The following is a 15,565-nucleotide window of genomic DNA, read 5'->3' as shown; positions in this document are numbered from 1 at the left end:
TGGATGCGAACATCCTTATTAAAGCTGTTAAACAGCTGTACTTTCAATCGTTATGATCCTTAGCTTTTATTGAAAAGTTGCCCTTTCAATCACGCTTGGCTTTTGTTTAGTTTTCAAGGTACAATCTTTTAATTTTTAACAAATCGCCCATCAGCGACTTTATTATTATATCAAGTGTTTCTCGTTTTGTCAACAACTTTTTTTGCAATGCTTTGTTACATCCTTTAAAAGCGACGCAATTAATAATAACACCGACAAAAACAACTGTCAACAACTTTTTTCATAGTACTTATCTTCATTTGAAACAGCGCTTTTTATAATATCACCATGTATTACCTTCGTCAATAGACTTTTTATTATTTTTTTTATATGAACGCATATACTTTATACAATCCTGATGAGAAGCAAAACGGCGAAGAATCTTATATAAAATTTGATAACGCTCCTCCATTGCGCGTTTGACTATATGGTTGAGATTTTTATCATTTAAATCAAAAAGAAGCTCTTCTAATTCCCTCTTAATTAAGTATTCTATTTCAATTATTTCTTTTTCTAAAAATAATGCACCGATCATATCATCACCTCTAAATAAGCCTACAAAAACAATTATTACCGAACTTCACGGGTTTTATGAATCAAACAAAGATATGGAGCATATCCAGTCCAACTCGGCCATAAAATGGTACAAACATTGTTTTTGCGTAAGGAGGAAGCCTATGCGGTTATGGGTATTAAACGGCAGAAGAATAAAGAAAGCGTTATTTATTGTTGTGACAGCTTTCTTTGCCGCCCTTATAGCTTTTGTTCAAAATCAGGAAACAACTGTTTTTTCCACATCCCAAGGCCCTAAAGCTTTATCAAAAGTAAAAACTGATCAAAAACAGCTCGCTCTGACCTTTGATATTAATTGGGGTGAAGTACAGGTTGAAGCTATATTAAATACTCTAAAGGAAGAAGGGGTAAAAGCAACTTTTTTTGTCTCTGGCGAATGGGCGGAACGTCATAAAGATATCATAGAAAAAATGAAAAAATACGGTTTCCAAATAGAATCTCATGGATTAAAGCATAAACACTACACAGATTTAAAACCTGAGGAAGTAAGGAAAGATATCCTTTTGGCTAATGAGGCTATTAAAAAAGCAAGCGGAGAGTCTCCCGCTTTGATTCGTCCTCCATATGGCAGCATTAATAAAGATATATTAAAAACAGCATCCCGTTTGAATCAACAAGTCATTCTTTGGAGTGTTTACCCTCAGGATGCAGAAAATCCAGGTTATAGGAGCATCGCTTCTTATGTGATAGAGCATAGTAAACGCGGCGACATCATTCGTCTTCATGCCTCAGATTCAGCAAAACAAACAATGAAGGCTCTGCCTCTCATTATTGAAAACTTACAGAATGAAGGTTATTCTTTCGTTACCTTGTCCACTCTTATTTCAGATTCCAAAGTAAAAACAAACCTTATTGAATAATCTATCAGCCAAAAGGGACTAAAGATCAAAATATCTTTAGTCCCTTTTAGCTGTCATTTATTAGGTTTTCTGAATTAAACGGTGCAATATGAGTACTTGGTATGCGTTGCATATGACAAGGGTTACGCCCATTATCCAAATCCAGCGCAAATCATTAGGTTTCAAAACAGGCAGCCATTCAATGACTGTCACAACAAACATAAAAAAGAGCGTAGGGATAAAAGCATAACGATTGGTTTCTTGTTTTTTCCATAAGGCAATAAATAAACTAACAATCAAAAGAGCCAGCGGTAAAATAAAAAAGGTAAAAATACTTTGGTGTTTGCCCCCGAAAGCTTGGTAACGAAAATAAACAAGATCAAAAAATATAAAAAGGATAAATACGAGCTGGACTTTGGACCATAACGAAGCTGAACCGAACATGCCCAGGCCAATCCGATGAATTGTAAGGTAAGCAAAAAAACCCATCTGGCTTAAAATACTAAAGAGACAACCCGTTCCGAATAGTGTGAGTAAACTGACAATGAAATTCAAAATTTTACCGTCGAAAATAGTATCGGTATAACTTCGCCATTCAACAAGATAACCTATAACTAGTCCGGCTGCCCCGCCAATGATTAGAGTCGTAAAAAAAAGCGACACCCATTTTCTAATATTCACACTGTTCCCTCCGCATCTTCCCGCCAATGATTTACTATTATAATTTAATTTTACCAACGGCCATTTAAAAAGCCAATAACCTTAGGAGTCAAATGTATAAATCACCACTATCTTCACATATTAATAAAGAAAACTTAGTTGGTAACAAGCCTAATATTGAATAAATTATCGCAAGGGAGTGAAACTCCATGCCTAAAGCTGTTCTAATTTTTATTTTTAGCGGATTCTTATTATTAATGGGCGGTTGCGCATCTCAACAAGCTGCCGAAGGAAGTCAGCCTAATTATCAGGAAACGAAAAAAATGTTTGTTGATTTATTAAAAACTGACGAAGGCAAAAAAGCCATTCAAGATGTTCTGCAAGATCCAAAAGTTAAACAACAGCTTGTTTTTAATCAAGACTTTGTAAAAGAAACAATTGCTAAAACATTGACTTCTAAAGAAGGCAAAGAGTATTGGGAGAAATTATTTTCCGATCCTAAATTTAAAAAAGATTTAGCTAAAACAATGCAGCAACAAAATGAAACGATATTGAAACAGATGATGAATGATCCATCTTATCAACAAATGATGATGAATATATTAAAAGCGCCAAAAATGCAAAGCCAATATCTTGATCTTATGAAAACAAAACCATACCGGGACCAAATGCAAAAGGTCGTAACTGAAACTCTTTCCAGTCCGCTTATGGCCTCACAATTATCTGATGCTATAAATAAAGCTGTCCAGGATCAATTGAAAAAAGGCAGCAGCCAGCAAGGCGGCGGGCAGGGCGGAAAAACACAACAACAAGGTGGAAAATAAATCTCCCGGTTAGGGGAGATTTATTTTATTTTATCTTTTTATTTTTTAAAGTTTTTCTATGACCTTTTTTGCAATATCCAAATAAACTTGTCCAACCCGGTGATCAGCAGCGTAAACCGACGGTGCAAAAACATCCTGTTGTTCATCAGGCTGCTCAAGAGGGATTTGTCCTAATAATTCAGTCCCAAGCGCTTCACTTAATTTTTCTCCGCCGCCTTGACCGAAGATATGTTCAATTTCTCCTGTCTTCTTGCTTTCATAGTAAGACATATTTTCAATAACACCAAGGATTTCATGTTCTGTTTTAATCGCCATCGCACCAGCCCGTGCTGCAACAAACGCCGCTGTAGGATGAGGTGTTGTGACAATGATTTCCTTAGAATGCGGAATCATTGTATGAACATCCATGGCTACATCCCCTGTTCCAGGAGGTAAATCTAAAATAAGGTAATCAAGTTCTCCCCAATCAACTTCGCTAAAGAAATTGTTTAACATTTTACCAAGCATAGGCCCCCGCCAAATAACTGGTGAATTATCCTCAACAAAGAATCCCATTGAAATAACTTTAACGCCAAATCTTTCAACAGGAATAATCCGCTTTCCTTCAACTTTTGGCCGGCTTTCTATCCCCATCATGTCTGGAACGCTGAATCCGTATATATCAGCATCCACAATGCCGACCTTTTTACCGAGTCTTTCAAGTGCAACAGCTAAATTAACTGAAACAGTTGATTTACCTACACCGCCTTTACCGCTGGCGATAGCAATAAAAGTTGTTTTACTGTTCTTGGATAATAACGATGGCCCTGATTCCGAGAAGCCGCCTGCTTTTTCAATTTCATCTTCTGACAGCGCTTCAAATCTTAATCCTACTGATTCTGCACCATTTTGTTTTAATTTATAAACAATTTCCTGCTGAACTTTCATTTGCTCTGCTGTATTAATTTTCGCTAAAGCAACTTTCAAACTGACAAAAGTATCTTTGATTTTTATTTCCCGAATACCGTTTGTCTCAATAATGCTTTTATGTAAATGCGGATCCTTAACTGTATTAAGGATTTCAATAACCTGATCTTTTGTAATCATTACAGTATTTAACCTCCCACGAATTCAATGTCAAATTCAGTATATCAAACTTGTTTAATAATTCATAAAGAAAAACTTACCGTTTGGCAATATGCAGATAAATAAGAGGCCAATTTGTTTAGAAAAACTGTAAAGGAAAAACCTCCTGTTAGGAGGTTACTTAAGAGGTGCCTTCTCATTAGTAAAATACCTCATAATCCCATGATATATAGAAACGGCCACTTTTTTCTGATAATCATTTGTTTCAAGAAGCCTGCGCTCTTCTGAATGAGATAAAAAACCAATTTCAACGAGTGAAGCTGGTACATTCACCTTTTTAAGTAAATAGACATGTTCAATGGGCCTTGCATAGCGGTTCGTGTTCGTTAATTGAATCCGTAAAGAATCTTGAATAAACCTAGCCATTTTTTCATTTTCTTCAGATTTAGGATGATAAAACGTTTGTGCGCCCCGCCATTTCGGAGAAGGTATTGCATTTAAATGAATACTGATTACGGCGTCAGCATCTGAGTTCTTTATAAATTCCGCACGTCTTTGAAGATCTTGCGTTTTTCTTTGACTTAGCCCTTTCTTACCCTCATCAGCCAAATCCGTATCATGCTCCCTTGTCATTAGAACCAGCGCCCCTGATTCCTGTAAGTAATCACGCAGATGCTTAGCTACACTTAGTGCAACTTTTTTTTCTTTTAAATCACCGCCTTCAGCCCCTCCGTCAGGGCCGCCATGGCCAGGATCAATGACAATGACTTTTCCGGAAAGGGGCAGGTGCCAACTTGACCAAGAATGCCTTTGTAATATTTCGTAATTAATAAAAGCAATTAGTAAAATAATGCCAAGTATTAATAATAACCGCTTGACCCATTTTCTCCCCATGATATTCCCTCCGTCACGCGCCTAATGTCTTGTTTGATACATCATATGGGACAAGAGAGAAAATTATGAGAGGTTGTTTAAATAGGCCTGAAAAAGTATGATGTGCTGTTGTTTAATGTCAAATGCCTCGCTGTTTTTAACTGCAAGGCAGAAAAAAATTTTTCTTTAAAATTAACGGATTTCATTTATACCTTGTTGTTAAAAATTAATGAAGCCGTAAACGGTATCTCCGTACGGTCGCTTCAAAGCCTTCCTTCCACCAATAATATAAATAGGACTCACAAGCCATATAAACTGATTCATTGACCATATCATCTGTATAAAGCCAGAACATCCAAAAATCATAAAAGTCATCAAGCAGCGTCTTAAAACGTTTCTGACTGCGGTAATACACCGTCTCAAGCGTTTCCCCGTAGTAACCAAACCGCCCGTAGGAAGCGCCTAATAAGAAAGACTCTACCGCATAATCCAAGCACATATCAGTGATTGTTTGCTGATAAGCGACAATGGGCTTCATAAACTGATCGAATGTGTCATGAATCATGTTTTCTATTTGTAGAAGGGATAATTCCTGCAATGTTTTTCTTTCAAAATCGAGTTGTTTACATCTATATTTTTCCGTAAAATTCATAACTACAGCCATAATAGCCGCCCCCTTTCTATGTTAGCTTCTGACAAGAGGCGTCTTAAAATGCTAACAGCTTTTCCCATCCACAGTTCACGGGGTCAGACCCCGTGAACTGTGGATAATTAATAAAAAAGCGCGCAAAAAAGCCCCGATAACCGATCGGGGCTTTCTGACGATAATAATATTAACGTTTTGAGAATTGCGGTGCACGACGAGCACCTTTAAGTCCGTATTTCTTACGTTCTTTCATACGTGGGTCACGAGTTAAGAAACCTGCACGCTTAAGGCCTGAACGATATTCAGGATCAGCTTGCAGAAGCGCACGGGCAACTCCGTGGCGGACAGCGCCTGCTTGGCCTGTAAAACCGCCGCCCTTAACGTTTACAAGAACATCATATTTACCTTCTGTTTCAGTTTCAACTAAAGGTTGTTTGATGATAGCGCGAAGTGTTTCAAGGTTAAAATAATCATCTATGCTGCGGCCGTTAATGACAATTTTGCCATCTCCGGGTACAAGTCTTACACGAGCGACAGAATGCTTACGACGGCCAGTGCCGTAGTATTGTACTTGTGCCAATTCAAACCCTCCTTAATCAATTATCCGCGAAGTTCGTAAACTTCAGGTTTTTGTGCTTGGTGTGGATGTTCGTTTCCAGCGTATACATGCAGCTTCTTAGCCATTTGACGTCCAAGGCTGTTGTGAGGAAGCATGCCTTTAATTGTTCTTTCTAACATTTCACGTGAACGTGTTTCACGCATTTCGTATGCAGTGCGTTCTTTAAGTCCGCCTGGATGACCTGAGTGTCTGTAGTATTTTTTATCTGATAACTTATTGCCTGTTAAATGAACTTTGTTTGCATTGATGATGATGACGTGGTCACCAGTGTCAACATGCGGTGTGTAAATAGGCTTATGTTTGCCGCGAAGAACAGCAGCAACTTCACTTGCAAGGCGGCCTAGAGTTTGGCCTTCTGCATCAATAACGTACCATTTGCGCTCAACTTCTTGCGCTTTTGCCATATACGTTGTACGCACGATGTTCCCTCCTCAATCTTCTTCTTTTCATTGTCAATCATTTCATCTATATTACGACCATAATTATCGGGGCTAATAGTGGTCTTAATTAGAAATGCCAAATCATATAATATAATACATTTGGTATAATGTCAAGCTGTCATTTTTAGTAAGACACTTGCCACATGATAAGTCCATGGGCCGGAGCCGTTTTAGGTGCTGCTCTTCTGTCCCTTTTCAGAAGAATGGCCTTTATTTCTGAAGGAGCTAATTTATTTAAACCGACTTCAATTAAAGTACCGGTCATAATCCTCACCATTTGATATAAAAAACCTTCCCCTTTTACAGCAATGACCACTTCATCATTTTCAACAAAAATGTCCATACTGTAAATGGTTCTCACTTTATCCTTTACTGAGGTATTCGTTGCACAAAATGATGTAAAATCATGGGTCCCGATAAAATAACTGCATGCTTCTCTCATTTTGCTTAAATCAAGGTCTTCAGGTAAATGATAAGTATACAGCCTGCGAAACATATCTGGTTCTTGTGACGTTAATATCCGGTAATGATATTCCTTTTCCCTTACATCAAAACGGGCATGAAAATCAGAAGCCGCAATTTCAGCCCGGCGTATAAAAATGTCATTTGGCAATTGACCGTTTAATGCTCTTATCCAATTTGGTTCCGGAATAGACAGGGGCGAATCAAAGTGAAAAACCTGAGCTCTTGCATGGACTCCCGCATCTGTTCGTCCCGACGAAGTTATTTTCATTGGCTGCCCTTTATGAATACGGGATAATGCTGCCTCTATTTCACCTTGAACGGTCCTTTTCTCAGGTTGCACCTGATATCCCGAAAAATTCGTACCATCGTATGAAGTTGTGCATTTAATTCTTGCCATGATATGTTCTCCTCTAATTTCGGAATATAACAAGCACAGCGGTCAATATAAGCAAAAGAATGATGACCCCCGTATCTTTTGCCGTCCACTTTAATACTCTGAGTCTGGTACGTCCTTTGTCGCCACGGTAGCCTCTTGCTTCCATAGCCATAGCAAGTTCTTCAGCGCGTTTAAAGGCACTTACAAATAAAGGGACAAGCAGAGGAATAATCGCTTTTATACGGCTTTTCAGCGAGCCTGATGTAAAATCTGAGCCTCTTGCTGATTGTGCCTTCATAATTTTTTCTGTTTCTTCTAATAATGTTGGTATAAACCTTAATGAGATAGACATCATCAAGGCAAATTCATGAATAGGGAGCTTCATTTTCTTTAAAGGTCCTAATAAAATTTCAATCCCGTCCGTAATATCAATTGGTGTTGTTGTCAATGTCAATAACGTCGTCAAAACTATGATGGCTAATAACCTAATTGATATAAATAAACCTTGGACAAGCCCGCCTTTATAAATATGGAGCCAGCCGATACTAAACAGAAGATCGCCTTGTTGTGTAAAAAGTACATTTAAAATAAAAGTAAAAATAATAATGATTATAATAGCTTTTAAGCCTCGGTAAATAAAGCGTATCGGTACTTTTGACAATAAAACGCCTATCAATGAAAACAATACAACGAATCCATAAGTTAACCAATTATTAGCAAGAAAGATGATAACGACAAATATAAGAATAGAAATTAATTTAGAACGCGGGTCAAGCCGGTGAATCATCGATTGTCCAGGGACATATTGACCAATAATAATGTTAAACACGGGCACCCTTCTCCCTTCCCTGCGCCAGCATCTCGACAATCTTTGCCGCAGTTTCCGGGATAGAAAATACAGGCGTACCTATACCGACTTGGCAGCGCTCGTCCAACTTGGTTAGAAACTTTATCGTTTCAGGAACATCTAACCCAAGGGATTGCAATTTTTCTATTTGTGAAAAAATGACCTCCGGCTTATCTTTCATGACTACTTGGCCGCTGTCCATAACCATGACTTCATCAGAATAAAAAGCCGCATCATCCATGCTGTGCGTGACCATAATCGTTGTCAGCGATCTTTCCCGATGAAGTTTCATAAAAAGGGACAGCATATCATTTCTGCCCATAGGATCAAGTCCGGCTGTCGGTTCATCTAAAATAATAACTTCCGGTTCAACCGCTAAAACACCGGCAATAGCGACACGCCGCATTTGGCCTCCGCTTAAATCAAATGGGGACCGGCTTAAAAGGCTGTCCGGGAGACCAACCAGCTCAATAGCTTCACGTGCTTTCCGCTTAGCTTCTTCCTCGGAGATCCCAAAATTCATCGGACCAAAACATATATCCTTTTCCACCGTTTCTTCAAACAATTGGTGTTCAGGGTATTGAAAGACCAGACCCACCCGTTTCCTTAAGGAAGTCAGCTTGGGCTTTTTTTCATCAGCTTTAATGGTGATGTCTCCAACTGTTATTTCCCCTTTTGCGGGTTTAAGCAGCCCATTAATATGTTGTATAAATGTTGATTTGCCCGAGCCTGTATGACCAATAATTGATAGAAATGTTCCGGATTTAATTTGCACATTAATATCTTTTAATGCAATTCGTTCGAATGGTGTTTTTGGATTGTACAAATGTGTTAAATCTTTGACCGTAATGTCCATAATTCCTCCACCAGCTCTTCTTGAAACAAGGCATTATCCGATAAAGGAAATCCTTGTTTTTGCAGCTGCTGCCTTAATTTAATTGTAAAAGGCAAGTCCAGACCAACATCTTCTAATAATTTTGTTGTTTTAAAAATGTCCCGCGGTGAACCTTGATCCAAAATTTCACCGTGATTCATAACAAGAATCCTGTCTGAATAAATGGCTTCTTCTAAATCGTGGGTAATAGAAATAACAGTAACACCATATTCTTTATTTAAATCACGCATTGTATGAATAATTTCATTTCTTCCTTCTGGATCAAGCATTGATGTGGCTTCATCTAAAATGATGATGGATGGTTTTAAGGCAATGATTCCGGCAATAGCAACTCTTTGCTTTTGCCCGCCCGATAAACGATGCGGTTCCTGCTGGGCAAAACCTTCCATTTTCACTTGTTTCAAAGCATTATCCAGGCGAATTAACATTTCTTCGCGAGGGACACCGTGGTTCTCCATGCCAAAAGCAACATCATCTCTGACGGTTGTCCCTACAAATTGATTATCAGGGTTTTGGAATACCATGCCTACTTGCCGGCGAATTTCCCAAATGCTCTCTTCATCACTTGTATCTAAACGATTAACGAGAACTGAACCTTTTTCAGGCAATAATAATCCATTAAGGCATTTTGCTAATGTTGACTTCCCGGAACCATTGTGTCCTATAATGGAAAGCCATTCTCCCTGATTAACAAACATACTGACACCATTGATGGTCCATTGATCTCCGTCATTATAACGAAAAAACAAATCATTAACTTCAATAATTTTATCCATGGCAATTTTTAACTCCTGGATGAATTATATAAATAAAAAAAGGGCAAAGAAGCAGGTCCATCACATGACCCGCTCCGCCCTTTTTATTACACATTATACTAATTCGATAATAGCCATCTCGGCGTTATCACCGCGGCGAGGGCCAAGCTTTAATACACGCGTATATCCGCCTTGACGCTCTTCGTAACGAGTTGCAATATCATCAAAAAGCTTTTGTAAAGCTTTTTGTCCTGATTCATTATCAGCTACCTCATTACGTACAAAAGATGCGGCTTGGCGGCGAGCATGAAGATCTCCACGCTTGCCTAATGTAATAAGCTTTTCAACGATAGAACGAAGCTCTTTAGCTTTTGCATGAGTCGTTTCAATTCTTTCATTAATAATAAGGTCTGTTGCTAAATCACGGAACAATGCTTTACGTGCAGCGGAGTCACGTCCCAACTTTGCGTATGCCATGAAGTTCCCCTCCTTTTGCAATCATCTTAGTTTCTTTTTTGCGCAAAAAAGAAAGCGAAATTGCCGTCTATTCTTCTTTCCTTAAACCTAGGCCTAAATCAGCCAGCTTCTCTTGAACTTCTTCAAGAGATTTGCGGCCAAGATTTCTAACCTTCATCATATCTTCTTCTGATTTCTGGGTTAGCTCTTGCACCGTGTTAATACCTGCACGCTTTAAACAATTATAAGAGCGGACAGATAAATCGAGTTCTTCAATTGTCATTTCAAGAACTTTCTCTTTTTGGTCTTCTTCTTTTTCAACCATAATTTCTGCATTTTGGGCTTGATCTGTTAAACCAACAAATATGTTTAGATGTTCGTTTAATATCTTAGCTCCTAGTGAAACAGCCTCTTCAGGTCGAATACTTCCGTCAGTCCAAACATCGAGGGTTAATTTGTCAAAGTTCGTTACTTGACCGACACGTGTATTCTCTACTTGATAGTTAACCCTTGATACCGGCGTATAAATGGAATCAATAGGAATGACGCCAATAGGCAGATCCTCTTGATTATTTCCTTCCGCAGGTACATAACCACGACCTTTTTTAGCTTGCATTTTCAAATGAAAACGAGCTCCAGCCGATAGTGTCGCTATTTCAAGTTCAGGGTTAAGGATTTCAACATCACTGTCGTGGATGATGTCTGCAGCCGTAACTTTGCCTTCTTTTTGTACATCAATCTCCAGCGTTTTTTCCTCTTCGGAATAAATTTTCATCGCCAGCTTTTTGATGTTAAGAATAATCGCTGTGACATCTTCCACAACACCTTCAATAGTCGAAAACTCATGTAAGACAGTATCAAACTGAACGGTATTAACAGCTGCACCTGGGAGGGATGATAGCAATATCCGACGCAAGGAATTTCCTAATGTAGTCCCGTACCCACGTTCAAGCGGTTCAACGACAAATTTGCCATAAGTTGCATCGTCGCTGATTTCAACCGTTTCGATCTTTGGCTTTTCGATTTCAATCATCCAACAAAACCCTCCTTCAAAACGTCGAAACTTCGGTTAGATCAATCTAACCGAAATTTCCCGCACAATTCCCATAGGGCATACGGTATAAGCTTTATTTAAACAAAGCTGTCTCGTCCATAATTACGAATAATAACCATTATAGTCAATTATATTAAATTTATACGTGAAAATCTTAGACGCGACGACGTTTTGGCGGACGGCAGCCGTTATGAGGCACTGGAGTTACATCACGAATAGCTGTAACTTCTAGTCCAACAGCTTGAAGCGCACGAATTGCAGCTTCACGTCCTGCTCCTGGTCCTTTAACGGAAACTTCAATAGTTTTCATGCCGTTTTCCATTGCTGCTTTACCAGCAGTTTCAGCAGCAGTTTGTGCAGCAAATGGCGTTGATTTACGGGAACCTTTAAAACCTAAACCACCTGCACTTGCCCAAGTAACAGCATTACCGTGAGGGTCAGTAATCGTAACAATAGTGTTATTGAAAGTTGAACGAATGTGTGCAATACCACTTTCTATATGCTTTTTCACACGACGTTTACGGCTGCGGTTATCTCTGCGTTTAACCATAAGTCAGAAAACCTCCTTTTCTATTTTTTCTTATTAGCCATCGTACGGCGTGGACCTTTACGCGTACGTGAATTGTTTTTTGTATTTTGACCGCGAACTGGAAGACCACGGCGGTGACGAATGCCCCTGTACGAGCCGATTTCGATTAGACGTTTAATGTTAAGAGAAACTTCACGGCGAAGGTCGCCCTCAACTTTATAACGGTCGACAACTTCACGGATTCGTGTTAATTCTTCTTCTGTAAGATCGCGAACACGAGTTTCCTCAGAAACGTTTGCTTCTTTAAGGATTTCTTGTGCAGTTGTTTTACCAATACCATAGATATATGTTAAAGAGATAACGATGCGTTTTTCTCTTGGGATATCGATACCTGCGATACGTGCCATAAATTAAAACACCTCCCTCGTTTAACCTTGTTTTTGTTTATGCTTAGGATTTTCGCAAATGACCATAACTTTGCCTTTACGGCGAATAACTTTGCATTTTTCACAGATTGGTTTAACTGATGGTCTCACCTTCACTGCTAAAACCTCCCTATAACGCGAAACGTTACTTGTGTCTAAAAGTAATCCGTCCGCGAGATAAATCGTACGGCGATAATTCTACCGTAACTTTGTCTCCAGGTAAAATTCGAATGTAATGCATGCGAATCTTTCCCGAAACGTGAGCAAGTATCTTATGACCATTCTCTAGTTCAACACGGAACATTGCATTTGGCAGAGGTTCGATAACTGTACCTTCCACCTCAATGACATCTTCCTTAGCCATCCACTGACTCACCCTTCCTCAGGTCACTGACTTTTTCATTTAAAAACTTTGATAGTGCAAAACGCAACTTTCCATTAGTGACACGTCCGGTTTCAAGAATGCTGTTCTGTACTTCAGCCGAAACGTATTGTTCAAATTCAAGATGAGTGATATTTTTCCTTTTTGCCTTATCAAACTTTCGTTTATCACCATCGGCAATCTCAACAAAACGGCTGTTAACGATTCTTACAATAACACAGTATTTACCTGCATCCCTGCCCTTTAAAACACGAACAATTTGTCCGGGTATGGGAATTGAATCTGACTCGCTTACCAATCAATCATCACCTTCACTTAAGGCTGTCATGATTTCATAGCCGTCTTCAGTAATCGCAACAGGCAGTTTACTTTGGGAAACTCCCGAGAATATGACTAATTGAATCATAGACTTCATCAATATGCTGATTACCATCAATCGTACGTAAATAGCCTTTGTCTCTGTAAAAATCAAGAAGTGTTTTTTGCTGCTTTATATTTACTTCTAACCGCGCACTCACTGTTTCTTCACTATCATCAGCACGCTGCTTTAATTCACCGCCGCACTTATCACATTTACCAGGTTCTTTTGGCGGATTGAACTCAACGTGGTAAGTGGCTCCACAGTTAGAACAAACACGGCGGCCGGTCAGACGTTTTAAAAGCTTATTTTGATCTACATCAATATAGAGAACAGCATCTATATGACGATCGCTATCTGACATGATTTGTTCTAAGGCTTCGGCTTGGGCAACCGTTCTAGGAAAACCATCAAGCAAAAAGCCTTTCTTGCAATCATCTTTGCCTAAACGTTCGCGAACAATACCTATTGTGACTTCATCCGGAACAAGGTTACCAGCATCCATATAAGACTTTGCCTTTTGTCCGAGTTCTGTACCCTCTTTAATAGCTGAACGAAACATATCACCAGTGGAAATGTGCGGTAAACCATAGTTTTCAACGATTCGTTCTGCTTGAGTGCCTTTGCCTGCACCGGGTAGTCCCATCAATATGAGGTTCATTCTACCCCTCCAAACTCGTTCAGTGTTGTTCATAAGCTACGAAGATTTTACTGCCTTTTAATAAATCCCTTGTAATTTCGTTTCACTAATTGACTTTCAATTTTTTTCATTGTGTCAAGAGCAACCCCTACTACAATCAAAAGACTCGTTCCGCCGATCTGGATAGTAGCAGGCAGCTTTGCAATGTTGGCAAACAACATCGGTAAGATAGCGATGATAGCCAAGAAAATTGAACCAACAAGTGTCAGCCGATATAAAATACGCGTCACGTACTTCTCTGTATTACGTCCCGGTCTAATACCCGGAATGTAACCGCCTTGTTTCTTCAAATTATCCGCCATTTTCTCCGGATTAACTTGAACAAACGTATAAAAATAGGTAAAGGCAATAATCAGTAATGCATAAATAATCATGCCAGTTACCGTTGTATAGTTAAAGGTGTTGATAACCCACCTTGTAAAAGCATTTGACGGAAAAAATCTAGCAACCGTAGACGGTGTAATCATAAGAGATATAGCAAAAATAACAGGTATAACTCCCGCAGCATTTACTTTAATCGGCAAATGCGTTGATTCACCAGCGTAAGTGTTTCTTCCTACGGTTCGTTTCGCATATTGTATAGGCAGCTTCCTTACGCCCTGTTGGACAAAGATTGTACCTACAACAATAATTAATACGGCTAGTAAGATAACCAACAATGTGACGATTTGCAAGAATATGTTGCTGGCATGTTCAAATCGCTGAGCATAGATTTGGTTAATGCTCGTTGGTATCCGAGCAACAATACCAGCAAAAATAATGATTGATATGCCGTTACCCACCCCGTATGCGGTAATTTGTTCACCTAACCACATTAAAAAGGTCGTTCCAGCCGTCAATACAAGCGCAACTAATAGATAAGTTAAAATACTAGGATTTTCTATAAGACCAGGAAACTGGGCATTAAAACCGATTGACAAACCAATCGCTTGTATAAATCCTAGAATAACTGTTCCATAGCGGGTGACTTGGGTAATTTTCTTTCTGCCCATTTCACCTTGCTTTGACCACTCTGTAAACTTAGGGACAACATCCATCTGCAAAAGCTGCATAATGATGGATGCTGTGATATAAGGCATAATTCCCATTGCCAGAATGGAAAAATGCTGCAAGGCGCCGCCGCCAAATGTATTCAAAAAGCCGAAGACACTTGAGCCATTAAACTTAATGACATCACTGTTAACATTCGGAACTGGAATAAATGTTCCAATCCGAAATACAATCAGCATCAACAGCGTGAATATCACTTTGCGGCGTATTTCACGCACGCGCACAATGTTGGAGATCAATGAAAACATTAGATCACCTCAGTTTTTCCGCCAGCCGCCTCAATTGCTTCTTTGGCAGAAGCAGAAAATTTATGAGCTTTTACAGTTAACTTTGTTTCAAGTTTTCCGTTGCCAAGAATTTTGACCCCATCATTTAATTTACTAATGATGCGTTGTTCCAATAGAAGCTCAGGTGTTACTTCCGTTCCCTCTTCGAACCGGTTTAAAGTATCAACATTAACAATTGCATACTCTTTTCTTGTAGGGTTAGTGAAACCGCGTTTAGGCAGTCTTTGAATAAGAGGCATTTGTCCGCCTTCAAATCCAGGACGTACACCGCCGCCTGAACGGGACTTTTGGCCTTTTTGACCGCGTCCGGAAGTTTTACCAAGACCTGAACCATAACCGCGTCCTACACGTTTGCGGGAAGAACGGGAACCTTCAGCAGGTTTTAATTCATGGAGTTTCATAATGGCA

Annotated in this window: 23 protein-coding genes; 2 read left to right on the top strand and 21 right to left on the bottom strand. The window is 39.2% G+C overall.

The genetic code is table 11. The annotated features are described in order from the left end of the window. Window positions 1-322: 322 nt before the first annotated feature. Window positions 323-574, bottom strand: coding sequence for a hypothetical protein (locus ACFQRG_RS18345; RefSeq protein ID WP_380968806.1), 252 nt, complete (start codon window positions 572-574; stop codon window positions 323-325). A 142-nt stretch (window positions 575-716) separates the two neighbouring features. Here ACFQRG_RS18345 and ACFQRG_RS18340 point away from each other — a divergent pair, with 142 nt between their 5' ends. After that, the gene (locus ACFQRG_RS18340) at window positions 717-1,472 is read left to right on the top strand and encodes a polysaccharide deacetylase family protein (protein ID WP_380968804.1); all 756 of its coding nucleotides are present in this window, start codon (window positions 717-719) and stop codon (window positions 1,470-1,472) included. 60 nt (window positions 1,473-1,532) lie between these two features. Here the strand turns inward: ACFQRG_RS18340 and ACFQRG_RS18335 are convergent, their stop codons facing one another. Beyond that, window positions 1,533-2,132, bottom strand: coding sequence for a KinB-signaling pathway activation protein (locus ACFQRG_RS18335; RefSeq protein ID WP_380968802.1), 600 nt, complete (start codon window positions 2,130-2,132; stop codon window positions 1,533-1,535). Between the two features lie 188 nt (window positions 2,133-2,320). Here ACFQRG_RS18335 and gerD point away from each other — a divergent pair, with 188 nt between their 5' ends. Then, entirely contained in the window at window positions 2,321-2,935 is a 615-nt protein-coding gene (gene gerD / locus ACFQRG_RS18330) for a spore germination lipoprotein GerD (protein WP_380968799.1), read from the top strand. Window positions 2,936-2,980: 45 nt separating this feature from the next. On the opposite strand, the gene ACFQRG_RS18325 is transcribed toward gerD, so the two are convergent. The 19 genes from ACFQRG_RS18325 to rplO form a co-directional block, all read right to left on the bottom strand. Continuing rightward, a complete protein-coding gene (locus tag ACFQRG_RS18325; protein WP_380968797.1) occupies window positions 2,981-4,021 on the bottom strand; it encodes an Mrp/NBP35 family ATP-binding protein in 1,041 nt (346 codons plus the stop codon). Window positions 4,022-4,177: 156 nt separating this feature from the next. Further along, the gene (gene cwlD / locus ACFQRG_RS18320) at window positions 4,178-4,894 is read right to left on the bottom strand and encodes an N-acetylmuramoyl-L-alanine amidase CwlD (RefSeq protein WP_380968795.1); all 717 of its coding nucleotides are present in this window, start codon (window positions 4,892-4,894) and stop codon (window positions 4,178-4,180) included. A 205-nt stretch (window positions 4,895-5,099) separates the two neighbouring features. Then, on the bottom strand, window positions 5,100-5,537 hold the full coding sequence (locus ACFQRG_RS18315) for a DUF2521 family protein (protein ID WP_380968793.1): 438 nt from the start codon (window positions 5,535-5,537) through the stop codon (window positions 5,100-5,102). A gap of 169 nt (window positions 5,538-5,706) precedes the next feature. After that, window positions 5,707-6,099, bottom strand: coding sequence for a 30S ribosomal protein S9 (rpsI, locus tag ACFQRG_RS18310; RefSeq protein WP_380968790.1), 393 nt, complete (start codon window positions 6,097-6,099; stop codon window positions 5,707-5,709). A 20-nt stretch (window positions 6,100-6,119) separates the two neighbouring features. Beyond that, entirely contained in the window at window positions 6,120-6,557 is a 438-nt protein-coding gene (gene rplM, locus ACFQRG_RS18305) for a 50S ribosomal protein L13 (protein WP_380968788.1), read from the bottom strand. A 145-nt stretch (window positions 6,558-6,702) separates the two neighbouring features. Next, complete coding sequence (truA, locus tag ACFQRG_RS18300; RefSeq protein ID WP_380968786.1) at window positions 6,703-7,440, bottom strand: tRNA pseudouridine(38-40) synthase TruA; 738 nt, start codon at window positions 7,438-7,440, stop codon at window positions 6,703-6,705. 13 nt (window positions 7,441-7,453) lie between these two features. Then, the gene (locus ACFQRG_RS18295) at window positions 7,454-8,206 is read right to left on the bottom strand and encodes an energy-coupling factor transporter transmembrane component T family protein (protein ID WP_380968824.1); all 753 of its coding nucleotides are present in this window, start codon (window positions 8,204-8,206) and stop codon (window positions 7,454-7,456) included. A 34-nt stretch (window positions 8,207-8,240) separates the two neighbouring features. Further along, window positions 8,241-9,122, bottom strand: a complete 882-nt coding sequence (locus tag ACFQRG_RS18290) for an energy-coupling factor ABC transporter ATP-binding protein (protein ID WP_380968784.1) — start codon at window positions 9,120-9,122, stop codon at window positions 8,241-8,243. Then, window positions 9,098-9,943 (bottom strand): energy-coupling factor ABC transporter ATP-binding protein, encoded by an 846-nt coding sequence (locus tag ACFQRG_RS18285; RefSeq protein WP_380968821.1) that lies wholly within the window; start codon window positions 9,941-9,943, stop codon window positions 9,098-9,100. Before ACFQRG_RS18285 ends, ACFQRG_RS18290 begins: the two co-directional genes overlap by 25 nt. 87 nt (window positions 9,944-10,030) lie before the next feature. Continuing rightward, a complete protein-coding gene (gene rplQ / locus ACFQRG_RS18280) occupies window positions 10,031-10,393 on the bottom strand; it encodes a 50S ribosomal protein L17 (RefSeq protein WP_380968782.1) in 363 nt (120 codons plus the stop codon). A gap of 67 nt (window positions 10,394-10,460) precedes the next feature. Continuing rightward, entirely contained in the window at window positions 10,461-11,405 is a 945-nt protein-coding gene (locus ACFQRG_RS18275; protein ID WP_380968780.1) for a DNA-directed RNA polymerase subunit alpha, read from the bottom strand. A 175-nt stretch (window positions 11,406-11,580) separates the two neighbouring features. Beyond that, window positions 11,581-11,976 carry a 30S ribosomal protein S11 gene (rpsK, locus tag ACFQRG_RS18270; protein ID WP_380968778.1) on the bottom strand — a complete coding sequence of 132 codons (396 nt, stop codon included), beginning with the start codon at window positions 11,974-11,976 and terminating at the stop codon, window positions 11,581-11,583. Window positions 11,977-11,996: 20 nt separating this feature from the next. After that, window positions 11,997-12,362 carry a 30S ribosomal protein S13 gene (gene rpsM / locus ACFQRG_RS18265; protein WP_380968776.1) on the bottom strand — a complete coding sequence of 122 codons (366 nt, stop codon included), beginning with the start codon at window positions 12,360-12,362 and terminating at the stop codon, window positions 11,997-11,999. Between the two features lie 21 nt (window positions 12,363-12,383). Beyond that, window positions 12,384-12,497, bottom strand: a complete 114-nt coding sequence (gene rpmJ, locus ACFQRG_RS18260; protein WP_003156543.1) for a 50S ribosomal protein L36 — start codon at window positions 12,495-12,497, stop codon at window positions 12,384-12,386. Window positions 12,498-12,525: 28 nt separating this feature from the next. Then, window positions 12,526-12,744: a translation initiation factor IF-1 gene (gene infA, locus ACFQRG_RS18255; RefSeq protein WP_132747132.1), complete on the bottom strand. Its 219-nt coding sequence runs from the start codon at window positions 12,742-12,744 to the stop codon at window positions 12,526-12,528. Continuing rightward, window positions 12,737-13,060 carry a KOW motif-containing protein gene (locus ACFQRG_RS18250; protein WP_380968773.1) on the bottom strand — a complete coding sequence of 108 codons (324 nt, stop codon included), beginning with the start codon at window positions 13,058-13,060 and terminating at the stop codon, window positions 12,737-12,739. Before ACFQRG_RS18250 ends, infA begins: the two co-directional genes overlap by 8 nt. Before the next feature lie 67 nt (window positions 13,061-13,127). Further along, window positions 13,128-13,781: an adenylate kinase gene (locus ACFQRG_RS18245; protein WP_380968770.1), complete on the bottom strand. Its 654-nt coding sequence runs from the start codon at window positions 13,779-13,781 to the stop codon at window positions 13,128-13,130. A gap of 47 nt (window positions 13,782-13,828) precedes the next feature. After that, on the bottom strand, window positions 13,829-15,118 hold the full coding sequence (gene secY, locus ACFQRG_RS18240) for a preprotein translocase subunit SecY (protein WP_380968768.1): 1,290 nt from the start codon (window positions 15,116-15,118) through the stop codon (window positions 13,829-13,831). Further along, window positions 15,118-15,558, bottom strand: coding sequence for a 50S ribosomal protein L15 (rplO, locus tag ACFQRG_RS18235; protein WP_380968766.1), 441 nt, complete (start codon window positions 15,556-15,558; stop codon window positions 15,118-15,120). Before rplO ends, secY begins: the two co-directional genes overlap by 1 nt. Window positions 15,559-15,565 lie beyond the last annotated feature (7 nt).

This window comes from Scopulibacillus cellulosilyticus (genome assembly GCF_042665295.1).
GTDB lineage: Bacteria > Bacillota > Bacilli > Bacillales > Sporolactobacillaceae > Scopulibacillus_A > Scopulibacillus_A cellulosilyticus.
The sequence above is the reverse complement of the archived record's forward strand: the minus strand, read 5'-3'. Positions and strand labels throughout refer to the sequence as shown.

Bases quoted from the DNA above. Each gene is read 5' to 3' on its own strand.
- ACFQRG_RS18345 (WP_380968806.1), bottom strand. From the start codon at position 574: ATGATCGGTGCATTATTTTTAGAAAAAGAAATAATTGAAATAGAATAC.
- ACFQRG_RS18340 (WP_380968804.1), top strand. From the start codon at position 717: ATGCGGTTATGGGTATTAAACGGCAGAAGAATAAAGAAAGCGTTATTT.
- gerD (WP_380968799.1), top strand. From the start codon at position 2,321: ATGCCTAAAGCTGTTCTAATTTTTATTTTTAGCGGATTCTTATTATTA.
- ACFQRG_RS18325 (WP_380968797.1), bottom strand. From the start codon at position 4,021: ATGATTACAAAAGATCAGGTTATTGAAATCCTTAATACAGTTAAGGAT.
- cwlD (WP_380968795.1), bottom strand. From the start codon at position 4,894: ATGGGGAGAAAATGGGTCAAGCGGTTATTATTAATACTTGGCATTATT.
- ACFQRG_RS18315 (WP_380968793.1), bottom strand. From the start codon at position 5,537: ATGGCTGTAGTTATGAATTTTACGGAAAAATATAGATGTAAACAACTC.
- truA (WP_380968786.1), bottom strand. From the start codon at position 7,440: ATGGCAAGAATTAAATGCACAACTTCATACGATGGTACGAATTTTTCG.
- ACFQRG_RS18295 (WP_380968824.1), bottom strand. From the start codon at position 8,206: ATGATTCACCGGCTTGACCCGCGTTCTAAATTAATTTCTATTCTTATA.
- ACFQRG_RS18290 (WP_380968784.1), bottom strand. From the start codon at position 9,122: ATGGACATTACGGTCAAAGATTTAACACATTTGTACAATCCAAAAACA.
- rplQ (WP_380968782.1), bottom strand. From the start codon at position 10,393: ATGGCATACGCAAAGTTGGGACGTGACTCCGCTGCACGTAAAGCATTG.
- ACFQRG_RS18275 (WP_380968780.1), bottom strand. From the start codon at position 11,405: ATGATTGAAATCGAAAAGCCAAAGATCGAAACGGTTGAAATCAGCGAC.
- rpsK (WP_380968778.1), bottom strand. From the start codon at position 11,976: ATGGTTAAACGCAGAGATAACCGCAGCCGTAAACGTCGTGTGAAAAAG.
- rpsM (WP_380968776.1), bottom strand. From the start codon at position 12,362: ATGGCACGTATCGCAGGTATCGATATCCCAAGAGAAAAACGCATCGTT.
- infA (WP_132747132.1), bottom strand. From the start codon at position 12,744: ATGGCTAAGGAAGATGTCATTGAGGTGGAAGGTACAGTTATCGAACCT.
- ACFQRG_RS18245 (WP_380968770.1), bottom strand. From the start codon at position 13,781: ATGAACCTCATATTGATGGGACTACCCGGTGCAGGCAAAGGCACTCAA.
- secY (WP_380968768.1), bottom strand. From the start codon at position 15,118: ATGTTTTCATTGATCTCCAACATTGTGCGCGTGCGTGAAATACGCCGC.
- rplO (WP_380968766.1), bottom strand. From the start codon at position 15,558: ATGAAACTCCATGAATTAAAACCTGCTGAAGGTTCCCGTTCTTCCCGC.